This window comes from Streptomyces sp. NPDC045955 (genome assembly GCF_056430805.1).
Window position 1 is genome coordinate 201,233 of sequence record NZ_JBWKKY010000006.1, and the last position, 21,208, is coordinate 222,440.

The following is a 21,208-nucleotide window of genomic DNA, read 5'->3' on the forward strand; positions in this document are numbered from 1 at the left end:
ACGTGCGGATCGTCGTCACCAACTGCAACACCACGCAGGAGATGACCGAAGAGATCGTACGAGGTGCCCGGGCCGCCGCAGGCCCGGGCACCGCCGTGACCGGGCTGACCCCCGCCTGGGGGCCGGAGTCCGCGGAGGGCTGGCTCGACAGCTACCTGTCCGCCGCGGCCGTCCTGGACACGCTGCGCACGTACGACGGACCGCCGTACGACGCCGTCGTCCTGGCCGGCTTCGGGGAGCACGGGCGCGAGGGCGTCCGGGAACTGGTGGACGTACCGGTCGTCGACATCACCGAGGCGGCCGCGCATCTGGCCTGTCTGCTGGGCCGCCGCTACGGCGTCGTCACCACGCTGGAGAGGTCCGTCGGCCAGATCGAGGACAGTCTGGAGACGGCGGGCGTGGCCCGGAACTGCGCCGCGATCGTCGGTACGGGCCTGAACGTGCTCGACCTCGGCGACGACGAGCGCACCGAGACGGCGTTCCTGGCCGCCGCCGAGCGGGCGTGCGCGGCAGGGGCCGAGGTACTGGTGCTGGGCTGCGCAGGGATGACGGGGTTGCAGCGGGTGGTGGGGGAGAAGCTGGGCCTGCCGGTCGTGGACGGGGTCGCCGCGGCGGTCAAACTGGCGGAGTCGCTGGTGGCGCTGGGGCTGACGACGAGCAGGGTGGGGAGTTACGCCGAGCCGCTGGCGAAGCGGAGGGTGTGGGGACGCCCGAACGGCACTGGCTCATGACGGGCCGTCGAGTGTGAGGTCGTCGCGATGGGCCCCGTAGAACCGCACCTGCCGGGCCATCACCTCCCGCATCGAGGTGCCGCGCGGGATGCCGTACACCGTGCCGGGGAAGTCCAGCGCCTCCTGCACCTGCCACAGCTCGTCGTGCTCGCCGGGGGCGAAGAGCCGGGCCCGGGGCGCTCCCGCCGCGATCCAGCCGATGGGCAGGACGGTGCCGGGCGGCAGCACGGAGTTGACGTGCAGCACGCTGTGGATCCGCAGCTCGGATCCGGCGCTCGCGACGGCGCCCGGGAAGACGCAGGCGCCGGTGGCCACGAAGACCTCGTCCTCCAGGGTTGCCCCGTTGACATGGGCGTGCGGGCCGACGAGCACGGCGTCACCGATCACCGCGGGGTGCCTGGCCCGCCCCCGCACCAGCGCGTTCTCCATGACGACGACGTCCGAGCCCACCCGCACCTCCCCGTCCTCGGCGGTGAGCACGGCCCCGTGCAGCACCCGGCTGCGCTCACCGAGGACGACGGCCCCGCACAGGACGGCCGTCGGGGCGACGTACGCGGACTCGGGGACGACGGGGCGCCGCCCGCGGTGCTCGATCAACATGGCGCTCTCCTCAGGCCTCAGGCCGGCGGCTCGCCGGGAACCACGGCTGTCGCCGTAATCTCCACCAGCTGTCCCGTGTATCCGAGGCACGCCACGCCGATGAGCGTCGACGAGTGCGGACCGGCACTGAGCCCGGACGCCTCGACGACGTCCCAGACGGCCGACAGCACGGCCGGTTCACTGCCCACGACGTACACGTCGGTTGCCACGACGTGCGCCAGGTCGCTGCCGACGGCGCGCAGTTGCTCGCGCAGGTTGTCGATCACCTGCTCGGCCTGCCGCACCGGATCTCCGGGACCGACGAGCTCGCCATCGGCGTCCAGCGGAACGGACCCGGCGAGGAACGCGAGTTTCGTGCCGGCCTCCACGACGGAGGCGTGGGAGTAAGTGGGCGGCGGAAACAGGCTCGGGACAGTGACTCGCTGGATCACGGGGGTCTCCGATCTACCGGTGACGGTCGAGGGCAACCCACCGATCATGCGAGGTTCCGCCATACCGCTGCACCCGATATTTCGGTTGCGCCCCCACCCGAGCGCTCCCCTACGCTTCCCGGGCATCACCCGCCGGCCCAGGAGCGACGCCCGTGCCCACCCGCCCGGACCAGACCTTCCTCGACACCACCGCCGACCGCCTCGCCGCCCTCCCCACCATCCGGGCCGTCACCCTCGGCGGCTCCCGGGCCCAGGGCACCGAACGCCCGGACAGCGACTGGGATATGGCGATCTACTACCGGGGCGCCTTCGATCCGGGGGACCTGCGGGCTGTCGGCTGGGAGGGCGAGGTCTCCGAACTCGGTGCGTGGGGCGGCGGCGTCTTCAACGGCGGCGCCTGGCTGACCGTCGACGGCCGGCGTGTGGACGTGCACTACCGCGATCTCGACGTCGTCGAACACGAGGTGGCGGAAGCGGAAGAGGGCCGCTTCCGGGTCGAGCCGCTGATGTTCCACCTTGCGGGCATCCCGACGTACCTGCTCGTCGCCGAACTCGCCATCAACAAGGTGCTGCGGGGCGAACTGCCGCGCCCCTCGGCCTACCCGCCTGCCCTGCGGGAGACCGCCCCGGCCCACTGGCACGGCATGGCCACGGCCACCCTCGCGTACGCGAAGGCGGGCCACGCGCCCAGGGGCGCGGTCACCCAGGTCGCGGGCGCGATCGCCCTCGCGGCGACCCAGACGGCGCACGCGGTGCTGGCGGCACGGGGGGAGTGGGTGACCAACGAGAAGGGGCTCGTCGCGCGGGCGGGTCTGCGGGAAGTGGACGCGCTCCTGGGCAGCACCCTCACCGGCGCTCCGGACGAACTCGTGAAGAGGATCACCGACGTGGAGACGCTGCTGAGCCGGGCCGGGGCGGCGGCGCGGAGCTGACCGGGTACGGCCGTCGCCGCTTGCGTTCCTGCCGCTTGTCTTCATGTCGTTCGCGTTCATGCCGCTCGCGTTCATGCCGATTGCGTTCATAAAGAACGCGGCTTTCCCGGACTCCGTCACGTTCCGGAAACCTTTCCTCCAGGAACCCGGCCTACTGTGGGCACCCATACCCCCGCCCCGGCCACCGTCGCCCGAAGGCCCATCCCTGCCCTCGACGAGTCGACAGGAGCCCCGTGTCCCGGTCCCGCCGTGCCTACCTCGCGTTGCCGCCCTGGCTCGCGCACGCCCTGCGCGCCCAGCGGGGGCCGGTGCCCTGGAGCGCGGTGACGCGGGGGGCCCTGTCGGCGGGGCCGCTGCTGCTGGTGGCCGTGCAGGTCGGGCGCACCTCGCTCGGGGTCGTCGCCGCGATCGCCGCCATGCTCGCCGGGATCAACGACCGGCCCGGGAGCCGGCGGGCCTCGGTCAAGCGGATCGGGGTGCCCGCACTGGGCGGCGCCCTGGGGCTGGTGGCCGGGACGTACGCCGGGCAGCAGACCGGCGCGGTCGTGCTGACGGTGATCCTCACGTTCGTCGGGCTCGTCGCCGGGAGCATCAGCGCGATCGGGCCGGTCGCCTCCGCCGTGGGGACGCAGTTGCTCGTCGCCTCGGCGATCGGGGCCGGGATGCCCCTGCCGGAGGAGGGGTGGGAACGTGCGCTCGCCTACGTCGCCGGCGCCGGGTGGCTGCTCGTGCTCCGGCTCGTGCTGCCCACGCCCGGCTCCCTCGCCGGTGACTTCCGGTTCGACGGGGAGCGGAAGGCCGTCGCCGCCGTGTACGACGCCGTCGCCGAACTGCTCGACGCCGTCGGCGGGCCCGAGGCCATGCGCCGCCGGGCCGCGCTCACCGCCGCCCTCGACCACGCGCAGGACGCCCTCGCCGGGCCCCGGCTGCGGCGGTACGCCTCCTCCTCCGCCGAGCGGCGGCTGCACGCGCAGTACGCCGCCGCCCTCCCCCTCGCCGAGGCCGCCACCGCGCTGGCGTGGGCCGGAGAGGCCGTCGCCGAGCGGGCCTCCGAAGGACCCCGGCGGCTCGCCGCCGCCGTACGCGGCAACAGCCACACCGGGCCGCTGCCCGCACCCTCCCGCTCGGCGCCCGCCCTGCGCGCCCTCGATGACGCCCTCCTGCACGCCGCCGAGGTGTTCGACCAGGGCAGGGGCGGCGATCTGCACACCCGGCCCCGTACGCCCAGGGACCGGATGCGCGCCGCCTTCGGCAGCGCCGGACGCGAGTACGGGCTGCGGGTCGCCCTCTGCTTCGGGGCCAGTTCGGCCGTCGCCCAGGCTCTGCACCAGGGCCAGTGGTACGGGCAGCACGAGCACTGGTACTGGCTGCCGGCCACCGCCGTCTTCCTCGTCAAGCCCGACCTGGGGCCGCTCGCCTCGCGCGTACTGAACCGGGCCGCCGGGACCGTGCTCGGCGCCGTCGTCTTCGCCGGATTCGCCGCCGTCCTGCCCCGGCCCGAAGGGCTCATCGCGCTCGTCGCCCTCAGCGGAGCGCTCATCCCCGTCGCCACCCGGCACTTCGCCGCCCAGACCGCCGTCGTCACCGTCCTCGTCCTCGCCCTGGTCATGGTCGGCGGCGAGCCGCAGGCCTCCATGGGGCGGATCGGCGAGACGCTGCTGGCCTGCGCGATCGTGCTGATCACCGGGCACCTGCCGATGCCCGGACAGCGGGGCGGGGGAGTGCGCGCCCGGCTCGCCGCGGCGAGCGACGCCGCGTACGCCTACCTCACCCACGTTCTCGACGAGGCCGACACCCCGCGCATCGGCCCGCCCGGCACGACCTCGAAGCGCCCCAGCACCTCCTCCGAGCGCTCCGGCGCGCCCGCTGAGCGCTTCGGCACCTCCTCCGAGCGCTCTCGCACTCCCTCCGAGCGCTCCCGGACTTCCGCCGAGCTCCCCCGCGCCACCCCGTCCGACCACCGCGCCACCCCGTCCGACCACCGCGCCACCCCGTCCGACCACCGCGCCACCCGATGGACCCTGCGTCGCGAGGCCTACCGCACGCTCGCCGAGGCCCGGACGGCCATCTCCCTGTCCGCGCACGAACTGCCCGCCCTCGCCCGGCACACCGAGGGCGCGGACGAGGTGGCCGACCTCCTCGAACGCCTCGTCGACACCACCACCGCCTGTGCCGTCCACCTCGACGACACCGGACGGATCGGTCCCGAGCACACCGAGCGCCTCACCGCCCTCCTCGGTGAACTCGCCGGACCAGGAGACCGGTTGGGGCTGCGGCTGCCCGGGACGCGCCGCGCCGGATGACCCCTCAGCCGGCCCTCGGCCGGCCCACAACCGGCCCACAACCGGTCCTCAGCCGGGCCCCCAGCCGACCCCTCAACGGGCCCTTCAGCCGACCCGTATCCATACCGGCGCGTGGTCCGACCCGGGCGCCTCCCGTCGCTCCGAGGGGTCGGGGCCGACCGACGGCAGACCGGGCGGGCCGTCGCCGGGCAGGCCCGTGCCCGCCGCCGCCACCCGGTGCACCAGGCGGTGGCTCACCAGCACATGGTCGATCAGTTCGCGCCGCCCGGAGTTGACGCGGGAGTAGCGCTGCCCGGGCGGGATGAGCGGGGCCACGTCCCACAGCCGGGTCGCGTCGCCCCGGTCGGCGTGCTCGTGGCCCGGCGTGCCGATCTCGGAGCCGGGCGGGCCGAGCAGGATCTGGGTGGTCGCGGCCTGCACCTCGTCGTTGAGGTCGCCCAGTACCGCCACCTCCCTGCCCTGCCCGTCGCCGTCCAGGAGTTCGTCCGCGAGGGCGCGCAGGGCCGTCGCCTCGGCGGCCCGCCGGTACAGGGCGTAGGCGCCGTAGCGGGCCCGTTCGCCCTCGTCGCGCGGCTGGAAGCGGCCGTTCGGGTACGACAGCAGCTTCGACTTCAGATGACAGACGGCCACCCGCAGCGGCCCGCCCTCGACCTCCTCGACCTCCACGGCAAGCAAGCCCCGCCCCGCCCGCGTCACCGTCACCCCGGAGTCGTCCACCTGCACGGGCCGCAGCTCCGCCGGGAAGGCCGTCGTGTCGGCCAGCACCGTCATGGCCGTACGGCTCAGGAACCCGACCCGAATGCCCCGGCTGTCCGGATGCTCGGACAGGGCGAGCTGCCAGTCGTCGTCGAGCATCCCGGCGAGGTCCTCCAGGGCCTCGGGGTCACCGACCTCCTGCACGCCGAGCAGCGTCGGGTCGAGTTCCGTGATCACGGCGGCGAGCGCGGCGAGCTTGGTCCGGTACGCGGCCTCGTCCTTCGGGCCGTACGGGCCGCCGGGCCGGTAGAGGTTCTCCAGGTTCCAGGTGCCGAGGAGCATGCCGGGCTCCTTTCAGAAGCCGACAGGTCGTACGTTGGCGCGATGACGCCTTCCGCCGCGGGCAGTCCCGCCGACCTCATCATCAGCGCATGTACCGTCCTCGTGCACGACGATCAAGAGCGCATCGCGTTCGAGGAGGACGCCGCGATCGTCGTACGGAACGGCGTCGTCGAGGCCGTGACGAGCACCGCAGCGGTCGCGGACCTGCCCGCCGCCGAGCGCCTGGACGCCCGGGGCCAGGTCGCGCTGCCCGGTCTGATCAACTGTCACACGCACGCGCCGATGGTCGCCCTGCGCGGTCTCGCCGAGGACCTGCCGACACAGGAGTGGTTCAACGACGTCGTCTGGCCCGTGGAGTCCAACCTCACGCGCGAGGACGTCGAGTTGGGGGCGCGGCTCGCCTGCGCCGAGATGATCCGGGCCGGCGTCACCTGCTTCGCCGACCACTACTTCGCCGTGGACGCGGTGGCGGACGTGGTCGCGGACTGCGGCATGCGGGCGTTGCTGGGGGAGGCCTACTTCTCCTCGCAGGGCCCCGAAGGCCGGGAGCGGTCATTGGAGTTCGCGCTGCGGCACCGCGGCTCCGCCGACGGCCGCGTCACCACCGCCCTCGCCCCGCACTCCCCTTACACGGTCGACGACACCGACCTCGCCGCCACGGCCCGGCTCGCCGGCGAACACGGCCTGTCCGTGCACCTCCACGCCGCCGAGAACCGGGACCAGACCGAGACCAGCCTCGCCCGCCACGGCGTCACCCCGATCGAGGTCCTGGAACGCACCGGCATCCTCGACACGGAGGTGCTCCTCGCCCACGGCACCGGCATCGTCGACCGCGACCTGCCCGTCCTGGAGCGGGCGGCGGGTCGTACGGCCGTGGCCACCGCGCCCCGCGGCTACCTCAAGTTCGCCTGGCCCGACACCACACCGGTCCGCGCCCTGCGGGACATCGGCGTCGACGTCGGACTCGCCACCGACGGCGCCGCCTCCAACAACTCCCTCGACGTATGGGAGTCGATGGCCCTCACCTCCCTGGTCCAGAAGTCCGCCGAGGGCGACCCCCGCTGGCTGACGTCCCGCCAGGCTCTGCACCACGCCACCCTCCAGAGCGCGCGTGCCGTGGGACTGGGTGACAGTGTCGGCAGCATCGCGCCGGGGCGGCGGGCGGACATCGTCCTGGTCGACCTCGCCGGACCGCACACCCAGCCGGTCCACGACCTCGCCGCCACCCTCGTGCACAGCGCCCGCTCCGCCGACGTCCGCACCACGATCGTCGACGGACGGATCCTGATGCGCGACCGGACGCTGCTGACGATCGACGTGCCGGCGGTGGTACGGGAACTGGAGGAGCGCCTGCCCGCCCTCGTCGACCGCAGCCACGGCCGGCGCATCCAGGACTACGACACCTGACCTTCGAAAGGACCCTGACGAGAGTCCGTCCCTCCGGAATTCCTACTCTCGGGCCTTTGGGGCGCCTGCGGGAAGTGAGCGCGTCCGCTATCACGGTGAGTGCGACGACTGATACGGAAAGTGAAAAGATAGACCAATCAGCTGAGAGCTTGGTCACACTTGGCAGTGAACGAGTGTCAACTACGTCTCAGAACCGTCACTTCGCGAGCCGTTCACCCCATGGTTGGCGTTTAACTCTACGAGTACAGCGCGACATGGAGGTGCAGGGTGAACGGGCGAACGGTGCTCGAGCGCTTTCCCGCCGGTGGGCCGCGTGGCTCCTGGCCGGCGGAGGAGTTCGCGCAGGCGCGGCGTCTGGAGGGCCTGCCTGCCGAGGTCGTCATGGATCTCGCCACGGACATGTTCCTGGTGATCGTGCGCAGCGGGGACGGTGCCGACGCCGCGGCCTGACGCGTGCCCCGAGGGGGGTGTGGCTCAGCCCGCCTTCGGCGACGGCACCTCCGGGACCGGCGCGACCGGCTGCACCGTCGCGGGTGACCTGGCGAACTGCTCCGCCTGGAGCGCGTACAGCTCGGCGTAGAGACCGCCGGTCGCCAGCAGCTCGTCCGGAGTCCCGGACTCCACGAGCCGGCCCTGGTCCAGGACGTGCACCAGGTCCGCGTGCCGTACGGACGCCAGCCGGTGCGTGATCAGGACGACCGTCTGGCCGCTGTCGGCCAGGGCGCGGATCCGCTCGAAGACCTCCAGCTCGGCCCGGGCGTCCAGGGCCGCCGTCGGCTCGTCCACGATCAGGATGCGGCCCCTGCGGTAGGCCGCCCGGGCGATGCCCAGCCGCTGCCACTGGCCGCCCGACAGTTCGTGCCCGCCGCTGAAGTTGCGGGCGAGCAGGGTGTCCAGCCCGCGCGGCAGGTCCGCGATCACCGTCTCGGCTCCGGCCTCGGCGATCGACGCGGCCAGCCGCTGCTCGCACACCGGCACCGACGTGCGCCCCAGGGCGACGTTCACCCGGGCCGTGAACGGCCACCGCTTGAAGTCCTGCGCCACCATCGCGATCCGCTCGGCCAGCCGGTGCCGGTCGGCGGTCGCCGCGTCCACGCCGTCCCACAGGATCCGCCCCTTGTCCGGGGTGTAGAGCCCGGCGAGCAGCTTGACCAGGGTCGTCTTGCCCGAGCCGTTCTCGCCGACCAGCGCCACGATCCGGCCCAGCGGGAGCGTGAGCGACACGTCGTCGAGGGCGGGGCGGGCGGAGTCGCCCGGATAACGGAACGTGACGTTCTCAAAACGGATCTCGCGCGGGTTCTCCGGCAGCGGCAGACCACCCACCGGGATGGCCCGCTGGGCCGCCTCCGTGTACAGCCGTTGCAGGTCGCCGACGAAGAGGGCCTCCTCGTGCAGCGCGTTGACCTCCACCACGAGCGTGTCGAGGCTCTGCGAGCCGGTCCGGATCGCGATCACGGCCGTACCCGCCACCGACAGGGCCATCGCGCCCGCCAGCAGCAGCCCGCCGAGCGTCGCGTACGTCGCCACCGTCGCCAGGCCCGTCCACGCCGCCGCGATCAGGCCGGTACGGGCGGCGAGCCGGGCGAGCCGGGCCTGCTCGGCCTCAGCCGTCTCCGACATCGCGCGGAAGTGCCGCAGCAGGAACGCGCCCACCCCGTGCACCCGGATCTCGGGGGCCGCCTCGGGCTCGATCAGCAGATTGCCGAGCAACCGGCCCGCCCGGGCGTGCTGCACCCAGGCGTGGAAGGACTCGTAGCGCCGCCGGGCCACGGTCAGCGCGCTCCAGGCGCTCGGCAGGGTCATCGTGACCAGCAGCGGCAGCAGCGCAGGATGCAGCACCGTCAGCACGCCCGCCGCCGCGACCAGCGAGATCATCGCGTTGATCACGCGCGTTCCGTAGGAGATCATCCGGCGCGCGGAGGCGGCGCCGTACTGCGCGGTGTCCAGCAGCTTGTGGAAGGCGTGGTCCTCGATCGCGGCCAGTTCGACGGCCGCGGCCCGCTCCAGGTACTGCTCGGTCGCCACCCGCTCCACCTTGGGCTCCAGCCGCCCGGTGGCGTAGGTGCTCGCGGCCCGCAGCAGCGCCGCGAGCAGCATCACGACGGCCACGGTGACCAGCGCGGGGACGGCGCCGCGCAGCCGGTCGTCGATGGTGCCGCCGCCCATCAGCCGGGCCAGCACGCTGTTGACCGCGAGCAGCGCCACCGCCTGCGCCACGCCCCGGCCCGCCTCGGCGGCCAGCACGATCCGCGCGGCGCCCCGGTCGGCCTGACGGGCGAGCCGCAGACTGGACGCCAGCAGGGACGGCAGCCGGGTGATCATGGCGCGGAAGTTCAGTTCCAGGAACGCGTCGGCGTGCTGGTTCCAGCCCATGTCGTAGCGCAGCGGCCCGCCGAAGAGCAGCCGCTCCGACTCGGACACCTCCGGCGCGGTCCGCTTCTTCGCCACCGTCGACCGACCTCCCCGCTCATGCCCCGCTCGTGGACGAACGGTCACTATGGCGGGGGCGGAGCCCGCCCGGGCAGGGCGCAGCCCGGGGCGCCGGAGGCGCGCGGGCGCACGAATCGGGCGGGGGAGGCGTGCGGCGGCGCGGGGGTGCTACGACCCAGCCGGGCCGTGTCCGGCGCGCTCGACCAGTTCTAAGCGGTGACCGGCCGCGACCAGGACGGGGCGGTCCCCGTCACCCGGCACAAGGCCAGATAGAGCGGTATCGGCGGGGTGTACGGCAGCGTGCCGTCCGGGCGGTGGATCAGTTCGGGCAGCTCGGCGTCCGGGACGACCGCGCCGGTGGCGTACTGCGCCGGGGCCGGCCATTCCAGGGCGTGGTCGGAGTCGGACGGCACCAGCCACCACCAGTGCGTCGCGTCGGCGTAGACGCAGCCCGTGCGGGGCAGCCGGGGCGTGACCAGCGGGCCGAGACGGGCGGGTACCGAGACCGCGTCGCAGCCGAGCGGGGCGGTCATGCCGTCGGGCACGGGCAGCCGCAGAGCCGGGCCCGTCGTCCGCAGCTCGCGCCGGAGCCGGGCCAGGGTGTCGAGGTTGAGGACGCGGCCACCGCGCCCGGGGCTCATGCAGGCCCCCGCTCTCGGCGTCGCTCCTGCGCGGGGACTTCATGAGCGGGGACTTCCTGAGCACCCTTCGCACGGCGCGCCCGGTGTGCTCCGTCCCCGTCACCCGAGTCGTCGGACGGCCCCGGCTTCGGGCGGGTGCCCCAACCCAGGTCGTTCCGGGGCTCCGCCGGGCCGAGCGGGGTGTCGGCCTCGCGCGGCAGCTCGGCCCAGACCAGTAGCCCGGGGCCGTGCTCATGGGCACCCCAGGCGTCGCAGAGGGCGTCGACGAGAAGCAGTCCCCTCCCGTGCTCCTCCTCGGGCCGGGTGCGGCCGGCCGCGTGGGGCTGCCCCGGGGCGCAGCCCTCGTCACGCACGGCTATCCGCACCAGGTCGTGGCCGTCGTGCAGCTCGCACACTATGTGGGTGCTCGCCGTGTGCACGATGGCGTTGGTGACCAGTTCGGACACCACCAGGGCCGCGCTGTCACACGTGTCCTCGCACACCGACCAGCCGGTCAGCCGGGCCCGCGTCAGGCGCCTGGCCTGTGCCGGAGACCCCGGGTGTGCGGCCAGCTCGAAACGGAACCGGCGCTCGGCAGCGGCCCCGACGGGGCTTGCCTCCGGGCTGGCACCCAAGCCGTAAGGGCCTGCGGCGGCTTCTGCTCCTAAGGGCGCGGACGGAATCACGCTTGCCACTATCGCCCCGCCGTGAACACTTGGCAAGTGTCACTCTGAAAATTGCAGAGTGCTGTGTGACGGTCTGGAAGGCCGTGGCACACTGCTCGCAACAGCACCCCGCGCGGCGACAGTTGAGACTTCGAAGTTCTGTTCGGAACACCTGTTCGGATGGCCGTCTCTTCGAATCGTCCTTCGCATGACGCCGCCGGGCTGTCAGCTTCTTCTGTGGCCGGCTCGTCAGAACTCTTGGTGGAGGTGGAGCGTGAGCGAACCGCGGTCCGCGCCGACGGTGGGCCAGGTCGTCCTCGGCCGACGCCTGCTGGACCTGCGGGAACGCGCCGGGATGAAGCGCGAGGAAGCCGCCCGCATCCTCCGCGTCGCCCCCGCCACGGTCCGCCGTATGGAGATGGCCGAGGTCGCGCTCAAGATCCCCTATCTCCAACTCCTCCTGAAGGCCTACGGAATCTCCGACGAGGAGGCGGACGCCTTCGTCCTGCTGGCCGAGGAAGCGAACAAACCCGGCTGGTGGCAGCGTTTCCACGACATCCTGCCCGGCTGGTTCTCGATGTACGTGAGCCTGGAGGGCGCGGCCGCCGTCATCCGCAGTTACGAGCCCCATTTCGTCCCCGGGCTGCTGCAGACCGAGGACTACGCGCGCGGAGTGCTCCGCTCGGGCGCCATCGGCCAGACCCGGCCCGACGACATCGAGCGCCATGTCGCCCTGCGGATGCAGCGTCAGGAACTGCTCACCCGCAAGGACGCGCCCCGGCTGTGGGTCGTGATGGACGAGACCGTGCTGCGGCGCCCGGTCGGCGGCCCGGAGGTGATGCGCGCCCAGATCGACCGGCTGCTCGAGGCCACGGAGCTGCCCCATGTGACGTTGCAGGTCGCCCCCTTCGCGACCGGGCCGCACCCGGGCACGTACGGGCCGTTCGTGCTGTTCCGATTTGCCATGCCCGAACTGCCGGACATGGTCTACAGCGAGTACCTGACCGGCGCGGTCTACCTCGACGCGCGCGCCGAGGTGGCGACCCACCTCGAGGTCATGGACCGCATGGCGGCGCAGGCCGCTACGGCACAACGCACGAAGGAGATCCTCAGGGATCTCCGCAAGGAGCTGTGAATGGATCGCATCAAGCCGCGCAAACACGTCTACAACGGCATGCCCGCGCGCGACTTGGGCAGTGAAGGCTGGCACAAGCCGTGGAGCGGTGGGAACGGCGGGAACTGCCTGGAGGCGATGAAGCTCGCCGACGGCCGGATCGCCGTCCGGCAGTCCACCGACCCGGACGGCCCCGCGCTGATCTACACCACCGACGAGATGACGGCCTTCATCGAAGGGGCGAAGGCGGGGGAGGCGGACTTCCTGCTGTCCTGACGTGATTGCCTTTTCTGAGGCTCGATATTTTCTGACGCTCGACTTTCTGACTCTGGTGCTGAATTGACCACCCTTTGTGCCTTACGGAGTGCCTCATGACCGGGCAGGACCCCATACCGGCCGTCCAGATCGACACGACCAGACCCCACCCCGCGCGGATGTACGACTGGTACCTCGGCGGCAAGGACAACTACCCGGTCGACGAGGAGATGGGCCGGCAGATGCTCGCCCTCGACCCGAGGGTGCCGGTCATGGCGCGGGTCAACCGCGCGTTCATGCACCGAGCCACCCGCTGGCTGGCCGCGAACGGCGTACGGCAGTTCCTGGACATCGGCACCGGCATCCCGACCGAGCCGAACCTCCACCAGGTCGCCCAGCAGATCGCCCCCGACGCCCGGGTCGTCTACTGCGACAACGACCCCATCGTGCTCGCCCACGCGGCGGCCCTGCTGCGCGGCACGGACGAGGGGGTGACCGAGTACCTCCAGGCCGATGTGCGCGACCCGGACGCCATCCTGGAGGGCGCGAGGAAGGTCCTGGACTTCACCCGGCCCGTCGCGCTGTCGCTCATCGCGCTGCTGCACTTCGTCTCCGACGACGACGGCGCGCACGACCTGGTCCGCCGGCTGCTCGCCGAACTGCCCTCCGGCAGCCACCTGGTCATCACCCATGCCACGGCCGACTTCACGCCTGAGGAGTCGAAGGCGGCCACGGAGAAGCTCCGTGCCGCCGGTGTCACCCTGGCCCTGCGCTCCCGCGGGGAGTTCACCCGCTTCTTCGACGGCCTCGACCTCGTCGAGCCCGGCGTCGAGGTGCCCCACCGCTGGCACCCCGAACTGGGCGAGCCCGTACCGGGGCAGGACGACGGGGTGATTCCGGGATACGGGGCGGTCGCGCGCAAGCCGTAGCCCGACGCGCTTCACGGGCCGGTCACGGCGGCGGCAGTGCACGGCACAGCGCCTCCAGGGCCGGCCCGTACGCATGCTCGGAGGGCGTCGCGTACCCGACGACGAGGCCGTCGCCCGCCGCCATGTCCGTGTCCGGGTGCCGGAACGCGGCGAGGCCGTCCAGGGCGATGCCCTGCCAGGAGGCGGCCTTGACCGTGGACGCCTCGGTGCCGGGCGGCAGCCGCAGCACCGCGTGCAGCCCGGCCGCGATACCGGTGGCCTCGATGTGCGGCGCGTGCTCGGCGAGCGCCGCGACGAGCCGGTCCCGCCGGCCGCGGTAGCGCTGCCGCATACGCCGTACGTGACGGTCGTACGCCCCGGAGACGACGAAGTCCGCGAGGCTCAGCTGGTCGAGGACGCTCGCCCACGCCTCCCGGTCCCCCTTGGCGGCCAGGACGGCGTCGACGTACCGCTCCGGGAGCACCATCCAGCCCAGCCGCACCGCCGGCGACAGGCTCTTGCTGACCGAGCCGATGTGGATCACGCGCTCGGGGTCGAGGCCCTGGACCGCGCCGACCGGCTTGCGGTCGTAGCGGAACTCCCCGTCGTAGTCGTCCTCCAGGAGCAGCCCGCCACGCGCGCGTGCCCAGTCGATCACGGCGGACCGGCGCGCGGGGTGCAGCGGCCCTCCGGTCGGGAACTGGTGTGCCGGCGTGAGCAGCACGGCCCGCTCGCGCCCCAACCGGTCGACCCGGGCGCCGTCTTCGTCGAGGGGGAGTGGCACGGTCCGCACCCCTGCCGCCGCGAGGACCTCCCGGTGGAATCCGAGCCCGTACGCCTCCACCGCCAGGGGCCCGCGCAGCACGCCCCCTCCGAACAGCAGCCGCAGCGCGTGCGCGAAGCCGGAGCAGATCACGATCCTGCCCGGCTCGGTGCGTACCCCACGCGCGCGTGCCAGGTACTCCGTGAGCGCCTCCCGCAGTTCGATCCGGCCGGCCGGATCACCCGGGCCGAACACCTCGTTGGGCGCCTGCTGGAGAGCCCTCCGGTAGGAGGCCAGCCACGCGGTGCGCGGGAACGACGAGGTGTCCGGCGTGCCCTGCGTCAGGTCGTGCCGGGGTCCACGCGCGCGTGGAGGTGCCTTTCGGGGCACGCGGGCCGGTGGCCGCAGCAGCCCGGCACGCTCCGCGACCCGCGTGCCTGAGCCTTGCCGGGCGGTGAGCCAGCCCTCCGCGACGAGTTCCGCGTAGGCGTCGGCCACCGTGTTGCGGGCGACGCCGAGATCGGCCGCGAGTGAGCGGTACGGCGGCAGCCGCGTGCCCGGAGCGAGCCGCCCGCTGCGTACGGCGTCCCGCAGGGCCCGGATCAGCGCCGCGCGCCGCCCGCCCGGCCCGGTCAGCTCCAGATGCAGGTCGGACCCGATCCGTTCCGCCGAATTGACCCACGAATCCACCATGAAAATGCACCCTACAGCGGGTCTTTGCAGCCCCTAGGTTGAAGGACATGACGACGCACCCGAGCACGAACAGCACGCAGGTGAAGGCGCCCCGGCTGGAGTTCGCCAAGTCCGCCCCGAAGGCATTCCGGGCCCTCGTCGCCTTCGACGCCGCCGCCCGCGAGGGCCTCGACCCGGCCCTAGTCGAACTGATCCAGATCCGCGCCTCGCACCTCAACCGCTGCGCGTACTGCCTGCACATGCACACCAACGACGCCCGCAAGGCCGGCGAGAGCGAGGACCGGCTGCACATGGTCGCCGTGTGGCGTGAGGCCCGGCACTTCTTCACCGAGCGGGAACAGGCGGCCCTCGCCCTCACGGAGGCGGTGACGCTCGTCGCCGGCACGGGCGTCCCGGACGAGGTCTACGCGCAGGCCGCCGCGTTGTTCGACGAGCGCGAACTGGCCCAGGTCCTCGCCCTCATCTGCACGATCAACACCTGGAACCGGGTGGCGCTGTCGACGCGGAAGGTGGCGGGGACGGACGAGCGGTGATCGCACCCGGACCGGACCGGCCGTGTGCCTAGACCGCCATGGGCCGGTCGTACGGTCCGATCGGCGCCGGGAGCCTCGAACTGCCCGTCAGATAGCGGTCGACCGCCGCCGCCACGGCCCGCCCCTCGGCGATCGCCCAGACGATGAGCGACTGGCCGCGGGCGGCGTCTCCGGCGGCGAACACGCCGGGCACGTTCGTGGCGAAACCAGCGTCACGCGCGATCGTGCCGCGGGGCTCCATGGCCAGCCCCAGCTGGTCGACGAGCCCGTCGTCGCGGTCGGGCCCGGAGAAGCCCAGGGCGAGCAGCACGAGGTCGGCGGGGAGCGTCCGCCCGGTGCCGTCCACCGGGCGGCGCCGCGCGTCCACCTCGACCAGGTGTAGTGACCGCACACGGCCTTCCGCGTCACCGTCGAAGCGCAGTGTGGACGCCGCGAACAGCCGCGCGTCCGCGTCGGCCACCGGGGCCGTCCGCAGGTCACGGGCCTCCTCGTGCGCGGCCGACAGCCGGTAGACCCGCACCGGGTACGTCGGCCAGGGCTCCCTGTCCTCGTCGCGCTCGGTGTCCGGCAGCGCGTAGATGTCCAGCTGCGTCACGGACGCGGCACCCTCCCGGACCGCCGTGCCCAGACAGTCGGCCCCGGTGTCGCCGCCGCCGACGATGACGACGTGCTTCCCGGCGGCCGACAGCGGGGACGTCTCCAGATCGCCCTCGCACACCCGGTTGGCCAGCGGGAGGTACTCCATCGCCTGGTGAATGCCCGTCAGCGCCCGCCCCGGCAGGTCGAGTTCGCGCCACGCGGTCGCCCCCGTGGCGAGCACCACGGCGTCGTAGCGAGTCCGCAGGTCGTCGGCCCCGATGTCCCGCCCGACCGCCGTCGACGTACGGAACTTGGTCCCCTCGGCCCGCATCTGCTCCAGCCGTCGCTCCAGATGGTGCTTCTCCATCTTGAACGAGGGGATGCCGTACCGCATCAGCCCGCCGAGCCGGTCGTCCCGCTCGTACACGGCGACCGTGTGCCCCGCCCGGGTCAGCTGCTGGGCCGCCGCCAGCCCGGTGGGTCCCGAACCGATCACCGCGACCGTCTTGCCGGACAGCCGCTCCGGCGGCCTCGCCGGTGTGAAGCCCTCCTCCCACGCCCGGTCGGCGATCGCACACTCGACGTTCTTGATGGTGACGGCCGGCTGGTTGATCGCCAGCACACACCCCGTCTCGCAGGGAGCCGGGCACAACCGGCCGGTGAACTCCGGGAAGTTGTTCGTGGCGTGCAGCCGGTCGGCGGCCGCCCGCCAGTCCTCCCTCGACACCAGGTCGTTCCACTCGGGGATCAGGTTGCCCAGCGGGCAGGCCTCGTGGCAGAAGGGGATGCCGCAGTCCATGCAGCGGTCGGCCTGCTGGCTGATGATCGGCAGCAGCGCCCCGGGGACGTACACCTCGTCCCAGTCCCGGACCCGCTCGTCGACGGGCCTGCGCGGCCAGTCCTGGCGGGGGGTGGTCATGAAACCCTTGGGGTCGGCCATGGCCGTCTTCCTTGCGTGCGCGTGTGACAGGCCGTGCGTCGTCGGTCGGCGCTCCTTCCGGCCACGATACGTCCGCGGCGGCACCCCCGCAGAGGGGCGGTCACGCACGCAGGAGGGCGGGACACGGGGCGCGGCCGAGCGCGTCTGACTGCGCGCTCAGGTGAGTGCCAGCACGTACGCCACCGCCGCACCGGCCGAGGCGGCCGCGCGGACGGTGTTCCACATCGTCCACTCGCGCACGTACACCGGCCAGTACGCGGCCGCCTCAGAGGTGTCCGGTGCAAGCTTCAGCAGCGCGTCGTTGCGCGGCACGTTCGCGACCAGGGTGACCCCGAACGAGCCGAACAGGTACAGAGCACTGCCCACCAGCAGCTCCACCGTCCCCTCGTCCGGCCACAGCACGAACGTCACCACGGCGATCACCGCGCACAGCACGGCCGACCCGAGGAACACCGCCATGAAGGGCGGTGTCACCGCGGCCACGTTGATCGCGTTCATCGCGGCGACCCCCCGCGCGGGCGGCAGCGTGGCGAGGCCGCGCATGACGAAGGTGGAGAAGCCGCAGAACACCCCGGCCACCAGGCCGGTCCCGAGCACACCCAGCACCGTCAGCACGAAGTACGGTCCGTCGATCATGTCAGCCTCTCCCGCCGTCGAGCCGGGATCTTGCCCCGTCACCCGTCCTCACCACAAGTGAAATCCCGTGCGAGAACAGTGACCATGGCCGATCGGCGCGGGGCCATACGTGTACGTCCACGGCCCACCGGTGGGCCGGACCAGCCGAGCGTCACCGACCGGCCGACCGATCGGCCGACCGGCCCGGCTCACCCGGTGGAACCGAGGCGCACCTCGGTCCACCCCCTCAGCACCGTCTCCACCGCCGCCGCGATCCGCCGTCGCGCCTCGTGCCGCGGCACCCCGCTCATCAGCAGCCGGTCGTACGGCGTGTCCAGATGCCGTACGGACGCCACGACCGCCGAGGTCACCGCCCCCTCCGTCAGCGCCCGCCCGGCCGCACTGCGGCCCACCCGCCCGCTGCCCCGCTCCGAGGCGTGCGCGGCGATGTCCCGCGCCCGATCGGCCGGACAGCCGGGAAACAGCCGCCGTATCTCCACCGCGAACGCCTCGGCGAACAGGGCGTCCTGGGCCGCCCGCCGCCGCGCGTCCCGCACCCGGCGCCGCCGCCGCGCCTCGGCGTCCGCCAGACACCGCTGCTCGGCCCTGGTGAGCGCCGCCTCCTCGACCAGTACGCCCTGCCGCTCGTAGCGGCTCTTGCGCCGGTTGAACCGCAAGACCACCGCCGACAGCGCGCTCTCCTCCCGCGCTCTGCGCGTCAGCGCGACGTCGCCGCGCGGCAGGAACACCAGATGTGCGAGGTCGGCACAGTCGAGGCAGCGCGGGGCGGCGTCCTCCAGGACGAGCAGCGGCAGCGGCCCTCGCCGGCAGTCGGCGCAGTGCCGCCGCTTGAGGGGCTGGAAGACGAGAAGTCCGGTGGGGGCGCGGGGCTGGAGTGTCGCGTGCGGGGCCATACGGCGGTCCGGGACCATGGGGGGTTCCTTCCCTCCGACGGCGGCGCGCACCGCATCCGCCGGGGGAGACCTCGGCGGTCTCGGCGTCTCTGCCTCTGCCGCGTCCCTCCCGGTGTCCGTGGCGTTCGCCGGTCTGACACGTCCTGCCGCGGTCTGACGCATCATGGGCCGTGTGCGACTCGAAGCGATCACCTGGGACCGGCTCGGCGACACGCTCGCCGAGCGTCTGCTCGACCTGAAGCCCGCCGACGGCAGTCCCTGGCCGCGCATCGCCTTCGACGGTGCCCCGGCCGCCCGCCCGGGAGACCTCGCCCGGCGGGTCTCCGAGGCGCTGCGCATACGCGGCCGCTCCTCGCTCGTCGTGGGCGCAGAGGGTTTTCTGCGCCCCGCCTCCGTGCGACTGGAGTACGGCCACCGGGACGTGGAGTCCTACTACAGCGGCTGGTACGACACCAGCGCCCTGTGGCGCGAGGTGTTCGGCCCCCTCGAGGCGGGGGGTGACGGCCGCGTCCTGCCCGATCTGTGGGACCCGGAAGCCGACCGGGCCACCCGCAGCGACTACGTCCGACTCCCGCCCGGCGGCGTGCTGTTGCTGCACGGTCCCTTCCTCCTTAGGCACTGGTTCCCCTTCGATCTGAGCGTCCATGTCCTGCTCTCCCCGGGCGCCCTGCGCCGCCGCACGCCCGAGGCCGAGCACTGGACCCTGCCGGCCTTCGAGCGCTACGAGCAGGAGACCGATCCGGCGGGCACGGCCGACGTCCTGGTACGGGCCGACGATCCGCGCCATCCGGCATGGGGCGGCTGAGCCGAAGCCCTGTCTGCCGGGGGAGCTCTTCCGTGTGCGAGCGCCGGGTGACGCGGCGAGAATGAAGGGCGCCGGGACTCGCGGTGCCTCCCGCGCCGCGCCGGCCGTCCGGCACCGGGAGGTACTCCATGACCACCGCCGGAGACATCATGCACCGCGGCGCCCAGTGGATCCCCGCCCACGAAACCCTCGACCGCGCGGCCCAGCTCATGCGCGAACTGAACGTCGGCGCCCTGCCCATCAGCGACGAGAACGAGCGGCTCTGCGGCATCCTCACCGACCGCGACATCGTCGTCGGCTGCGTCGCCATGGGCCATGACCCAGCCGAGGTCACCGCGGGCGAGATGGCCAAGGGCACGCCTCGCTGGGTCGACGCGGACGCCGACGTCGGCGAGGTGCTCCACGAGATGCAGGAGCACCAGATCCGCCGGCTGCCCGTCATCCAGGACAAGCGCCTGGTCGGCATGATCAGCGAGTCCGACCTGGCCCGGCATCTGGCGGGCGACCAGATCGCCTCCTGGGCCGAGAGCGTCTACGCCAGGACCACCCCGCGCTGACCACGCCTCACGCCACCACGACCCGGCAGGTCACGACCTTCGTCAGAGCCAGCCGCTGCGCCGGAACCCCCGGTACAGCGCCAGGCACGCGATGGATATGACGCCGATGACCATCGGATAGCCGTATCGCCAGTGCAGCTCCGGCATGTGGTCGAAGTTCATGCCGTACACCCCGCAGACCATCGTCGGTACGGCCACGATCGCGGCCCACGCCGTGATCTTCCGCATGTCCTCGTTCTGCGCGACCGTGACCTGCGCGAGGTGCGCCTGGAGGATGGAGTTGAGCAGTTCGTCGAAAGAGGCGATCTGCTCCTTCGCCCGCAGCAGGTGGTCCGAGACATCGCGGAAGTACGCCTGTATCTCCGGGTCGACCGCCCGGATCGGACGGGTGGCGAGATCCTCCAGCGGGCGGCTGAGCGGCACCACCGCCCGCTTCAGCTCCAGCAGTTCACGCTTGAGCTGGTAGATGCGCCCCGGGTCGGCCCGCGCGCCGGTCTCCGCGAACACGTCCGCCTCGACCTGGTCGATGTCCTCGTGCACCGAGTCCGTGACGGTCAGGTAGTCGTCCACCACGTGGTCCGCGATCGCGTGCAGCACCGCGGACGGGCCCTTGGCCAGCTGGTCGGGGTAGGACTCCAGCTCCTCGCGCAGCGGACCCAGCGAGCCGTGCCGGCCGTGCCGCACCGTGATCACGAAGTCCTTGCCGACGAAGACCATGATCTCGCCGGTGTTCACCACCTCGCTGGTGGCCGTGAGTTCCTCGTGCTCGACGTAGCAGACCGTCTTGAACACCGCGAAGAGCGTCTCGCCGTAGCGCTCCAGTTTGGGGCGCTGGTGGGCCTCGACGGCGTCCTCCACGGCCAGGGGGTGCAGGTCGAAGAGCTCGGCGATGCCCGCGAACTCCTGGTCGGTCGGCTCGTGCAGGCCGAGCCAGACGAAGCCCTCGCCCTTCTTGCGCACCCACTCCATGGTGTCCTCGAGATCGCCGCGCGCGTCGGTGCGGACGCCGTCCCGGTACGTCACGCAGTTCACCACCGAGGAGCCGAGCGGGGAGCGGGCCGGGTGACTCAGGTCGACGCGCGGGCGCCGCCGGGCCAGCCGAGCCATCTTGCGGAGGCCGCCGACCCCGCCGAGGCCCGTGACCTTGCGCAGATTCCCTGCCATGGACATCTGCATCTCCTTGCGTGGAGCTCCTCGCGCCGTTCCCGCGCCTTGCCGCGTCAGTCTGCCAGGCGGACGTGAGCTGCGGGTAAGCCTGTGGAAACGGCTCGTTCCGCTTCGTTCCCGGCTGTGGATGACCGACTCCGGGTGCCCTCGCCCGCCAGACGTTCGGGGTGCCCTCGCCCCCGAGACTCGACGCGCGCCGGCGCCGTAC

At 72.8% G+C, this 21,208-nt stretch carries 22 protein-coding genes; 11 read left to right on the forward strand and 11 right to left on the reverse strand.

Annotated elements, in window-relative coordinates; all coding sequences use genetic code 11:
- The first annotated feature begins 2 nt into the window (after positions 1-2).
- The gene (locus AC07F0_RS14680) at positions 3-731 is read left to right on the forward strand and encodes an aspartate/glutamate racemase family protein (RefSeq protein ID WP_478978607.1); all 729 of its coding nucleotides are present in this window, start codon (positions 3-5) and stop codon (positions 729-731) included.
- On the opposite strand, the gene AC07F0_RS14685 is transcribed toward AC07F0_RS14680, so the two are convergent.
- Positions 726-1,331 (reverse strand): gamma carbonic anhydrase family protein, encoded by a 606-nt coding sequence (locus tag AC07F0_RS14685; protein ID WP_478978610.1) that lies wholly within the window; start codon positions 1,329-1,331, stop codon positions 726-728. The two genes, AC07F0_RS14680 and AC07F0_RS14685, sit on opposite strands and share 6 nt — an antisense overlap.
- Positions 1,332-1,348: 17 nt before the next feature.
- Positions 1,349-1,762 carry a RidA family protein gene (locus AC07F0_RS14690; protein WP_403846955.1) on the reverse strand — a complete coding sequence of 138 codons (414 nt, stop codon included), beginning with the start codon at positions 1,760-1,762 and terminating at the stop codon, positions 1,349-1,351.
- A gap of 152 nt (positions 1,763-1,914) precedes the next feature.
- Here AC07F0_RS14690 and AC07F0_RS14695 point away from each other — a divergent pair, with 152 nt between their 5' ends.
- Together AC07F0_RS14695 and AC07F0_RS14700 are read left to right on the forward strand one after the other, a co-directional pair.
- A complete protein-coding gene (locus AC07F0_RS14695; protein ID WP_478978613.1) occupies positions 1,915-2,694 on the forward strand; it encodes a nucleotidyltransferase family protein in 780 nt (259 codons plus the stop codon).
- A gap of 233 nt (positions 2,695-2,927) precedes the next feature.
- Complete coding sequence (locus AC07F0_RS14700) at positions 2,928-4,997, forward strand: FUSC family protein (protein WP_478978615.1); 2,070 nt, start codon at positions 2,928-2,930, stop codon at positions 4,995-4,997.
- An 84-nt stretch (positions 4,998-5,081) separates the two neighbouring features.
- On the opposite strand, the gene AC07F0_RS14705 is transcribed toward AC07F0_RS14700, so the two are convergent.
- The gene (locus AC07F0_RS14705; protein WP_478978618.1) at positions 5,082-6,035 is read right to left on the reverse strand and encodes an endonuclease/exonuclease/phosphatase family protein; all 954 of its coding nucleotides are present in this window, start codon (positions 6,033-6,035) and stop codon (positions 5,082-5,084) included.
- Positions 6,036-6,077: 42 nt separating this feature from the next.
- On the opposite strand from AC07F0_RS14705, the gene AC07F0_RS14710 reads away from it, so the two are divergent.
- Together AC07F0_RS14710 and AC07F0_RS14715 are read left to right on the forward strand one after the other, a co-directional pair.
- Complete coding sequence (locus AC07F0_RS14710; RefSeq protein ID WP_478978621.1) at positions 6,078-7,442, forward strand: amidohydrolase; 1,365 nt, start codon at positions 6,078-6,080, stop codon at positions 7,440-7,442.
- A gap of 267 nt (positions 7,443-7,709) precedes the next feature.
- Complete coding sequence (locus AC07F0_RS14715; protein WP_306967875.1) at positions 7,710-7,892, forward strand: hypothetical protein; 183 nt, start codon at positions 7,710-7,712, stop codon at positions 7,890-7,892.
- Between the two features lie 24 nt (positions 7,893-7,916).
- Here the strand turns inward: AC07F0_RS14715 and AC07F0_RS14720 are convergent, their stop codons facing one another.
- The 3 genes from AC07F0_RS14720 to AC07F0_RS14730 form a co-directional block, all read right to left on the reverse strand.
- Positions 7,917-9,890, reverse strand: a complete 1,974-nt coding sequence (locus AC07F0_RS14720) for an ABC transporter ATP-binding protein (RefSeq protein WP_478978624.1) — start codon at positions 9,888-9,890, stop codon at positions 7,917-7,919.
- Positions 9,891-10,081: 191 nt separating this feature from the next.
- Entirely contained in the window at positions 10,082-10,513 is a 432-nt protein-coding gene (locus AC07F0_RS14725; protein WP_478978627.1) for a hypothetical protein, read from the reverse strand.
- A complete protein-coding gene (locus AC07F0_RS14730; protein WP_478978630.1) occupies positions 10,510-11,187 on the reverse strand; it encodes an ATP-binding protein in 678 nt (225 codons plus the stop codon). The genes AC07F0_RS14725 and AC07F0_RS14730 overlap by 4 nt, the downstream gene beginning before the upstream one ends.
- 244 nt (positions 11,188-11,431) lie before the next feature.
- Here AC07F0_RS14730 and AC07F0_RS14735 point away from each other — a divergent pair, with 244 nt between their 5' ends.
- From AC07F0_RS14735 to AC07F0_RS14745, 3 genes are all read left to right on the forward strand, one after another.
- The gene (locus tag AC07F0_RS14735) at positions 11,432-12,292 is read left to right on the forward strand and encodes a helix-turn-helix domain-containing protein (RefSeq protein WP_478978632.1); all 861 of its coding nucleotides are present in this window, start codon (positions 11,432-11,434) and stop codon (positions 12,290-12,292) included.
- A complete protein-coding gene (locus AC07F0_RS14740; RefSeq protein WP_020277664.1) occupies positions 12,293-12,547 on the forward strand; it encodes a DUF397 domain-containing protein in 255 nt (84 codons plus the stop codon).
- Positions 12,548-12,642: 95 nt separating this feature from the next.
- A complete protein-coding gene (locus AC07F0_RS14745; protein WP_478978635.1) occupies positions 12,643-13,455 on the forward strand; it encodes an SAM-dependent methyltransferase in 813 nt (270 codons plus the stop codon).
- A 22-nt stretch (positions 13,456-13,477) separates the two neighbouring features.
- On the opposite strand, the gene pdxR is transcribed toward AC07F0_RS14745, so the two are convergent.
- On the reverse strand, positions 13,478-14,890 hold the full coding sequence (gene pdxR / locus AC07F0_RS14750) for a MocR-like pyridoxine biosynthesis transcription factor PdxR (protein WP_478978638.1): 1,413 nt from the start codon (positions 14,888-14,890) through the stop codon (positions 13,478-13,480).
- 47 nt (positions 14,891-14,937) lie between these two features.
- Between pdxR and AC07F0_RS14755 the strand changes: the two genes are divergently transcribed.
- Positions 14,938-15,423 carry a carboxymuconolactone decarboxylase family protein gene (locus AC07F0_RS14755; RefSeq protein ID WP_478978641.1) on the forward strand — a complete coding sequence of 162 codons (486 nt, stop codon included), beginning with the start codon at positions 14,938-14,940 and terminating at the stop codon, positions 15,421-15,423.
- A 28-nt stretch (positions 15,424-15,451) separates the two neighbouring features.
- On the opposite strand, the gene AC07F0_RS14760 is transcribed toward AC07F0_RS14755, so the two are convergent.
- The 3 genes from AC07F0_RS14760 to AC07F0_RS14770 form a co-directional block, all read right to left on the reverse strand.
- Positions 15,452-16,942, reverse strand: coding sequence for a glutamate synthase subunit beta (locus AC07F0_RS14760; protein ID WP_478978644.1), 1,491 nt, complete (start codon positions 16,940-16,942; stop codon positions 15,452-15,454).
- Positions 16,943-17,098: 156 nt separating this feature from the next.
- Entirely contained in the window at positions 17,099-17,578 is a 480-nt protein-coding gene (locus tag AC07F0_RS14765; RefSeq protein ID WP_478978647.1) for an anthrone oxygenase family protein, read from the reverse strand.
- A 188-nt stretch (positions 17,579-17,766) separates the two neighbouring features.
- Positions 17,767-18,489 (reverse strand): DUF2293 domain-containing protein, encoded by a 723-nt coding sequence (locus tag AC07F0_RS14770; RefSeq protein ID WP_478978650.1) that lies wholly within the window; start codon positions 18,487-18,489, stop codon positions 17,767-17,769.
- Positions 18,490-18,643: 154 nt separating this feature from the next.
- Here AC07F0_RS14770 and AC07F0_RS14775 point away from each other — a divergent pair, with 154 nt between their 5' ends.
- On the forward strand, positions 18,644-19,276 hold the full coding sequence (locus AC07F0_RS14775; RefSeq protein WP_478978653.1) for a nucleoside/nucleotide kinase family protein: 633 nt from the start codon (positions 18,644-18,646) through the stop codon (positions 19,274-19,276).
- A gap of 128 nt (positions 19,277-19,404) precedes the next feature.
- The gene (locus tag AC07F0_RS14780) at positions 19,405-19,833 is read left to right on the forward strand and encodes a CBS domain-containing protein (protein WP_478978656.1); all 429 of its coding nucleotides are present in this window, start codon (positions 19,405-19,407) and stop codon (positions 19,831-19,833) included.
- Positions 19,834-19,875: 42 nt separating this feature from the next.
- Here the strand turns inward: AC07F0_RS14780 and corA are convergent, their stop codons facing one another.
- The gene (gene corA, locus AC07F0_RS14785; RefSeq protein ID WP_478978659.1) at positions 19,876-21,003 is read right to left on the reverse strand and encodes a magnesium/cobalt transporter CorA; all 1,128 of its coding nucleotides are present in this window, start codon (positions 21,001-21,003) and stop codon (positions 19,876-19,878) included.
- Positions 21,004-21,208: the final 205 nt, after the last annotated feature.

What these genes read in the sequence shown, in the direction of transcription:
- AC07F0_RS14685 (WP_478978610.1), bottom strand. Translation starts at nt 1,331, where the DNA reads ATGTTGATCGAGCACCGCGGGCGGCGCCCCGTCGTCCCCGAGTCCGCG.
- AC07F0_RS14705 (WP_478978618.1), bottom strand. Translation starts at nt 6,035, where the DNA reads ATGCTCCTCGGCACCTGGAACCTGGAGAACCTCTACCGGCCCGGCGGC.
- AC07F0_RS14710 (WP_478978621.1), top strand. Translation starts at nt 6,078, where the DNA reads ATGACGCCTTCCGCCGCGGGCAGTCCCGCCGACCTCATCATCAGCGCA.
- AC07F0_RS14725 (WP_478978627.1), bottom strand. Translation starts at nt 10,513, where the DNA reads ATGAGCCCCGGGCGCGGTGGCCGCGTCCTCAACCTCGACACCCTGGCC.
- AC07F0_RS14740 (WP_020277664.1), top strand. Translation starts at nt 12,293, where the DNA reads ATGGATCGCATCAAGCCGCGCAAACACGTCTACAACGGCATGCCCGCG.
- AC07F0_RS14745 (WP_478978635.1), top strand. Translation starts at nt 12,643, where the DNA reads ATGACCGGGCAGGACCCCATACCGGCCGTCCAGATCGACACGACCAGA.
- pdxR (WP_478978638.1), bottom strand. Translation starts at nt 14,890, where the DNA reads ATGGTGGATTCGTGGGTCAATTCGGCGGAACGGATCGGGTCCGACCTG.
- AC07F0_RS14755 (WP_478978641.1), top strand. Translation starts at nt 14,938, where the DNA reads ATGACGACGCACCCGAGCACGAACAGCACGCAGGTGAAGGCGCCCCGG.
- AC07F0_RS14760 (WP_478978644.1), bottom strand. Translation starts at nt 16,942, where the DNA reads ATGGCCGACCCCAAGGGTTTCATGACCACCCCCCGCCAGGACTGGCCG.
- AC07F0_RS14765 (WP_478978647.1), bottom strand. Translation starts at nt 17,578, where the DNA reads ATGATCGACGGACCGTACTTCGTGCTGACGGTGCTGGGTGTGCTCGGG.
- AC07F0_RS14770 (WP_478978650.1), bottom strand. Translation starts at nt 18,489, where the DNA reads ATGGTCCCGGACCGCCGTATGGCCCCGCACGCGACACTCCAGCCCCGC.
- AC07F0_RS14780 (WP_478978656.1), top strand. Translation starts at nt 19,405, where the DNA reads ATGACCACCGCCGGAGACATCATGCACCGCGGCGCCCAGTGGATCCCC.
- corA (WP_478978659.1), bottom strand. Translation starts at nt 21,003, where the DNA reads ATGTCCATGGCAGGGAATCTGCGCAAGGTCACGGGCCTCGGCGGGGTC.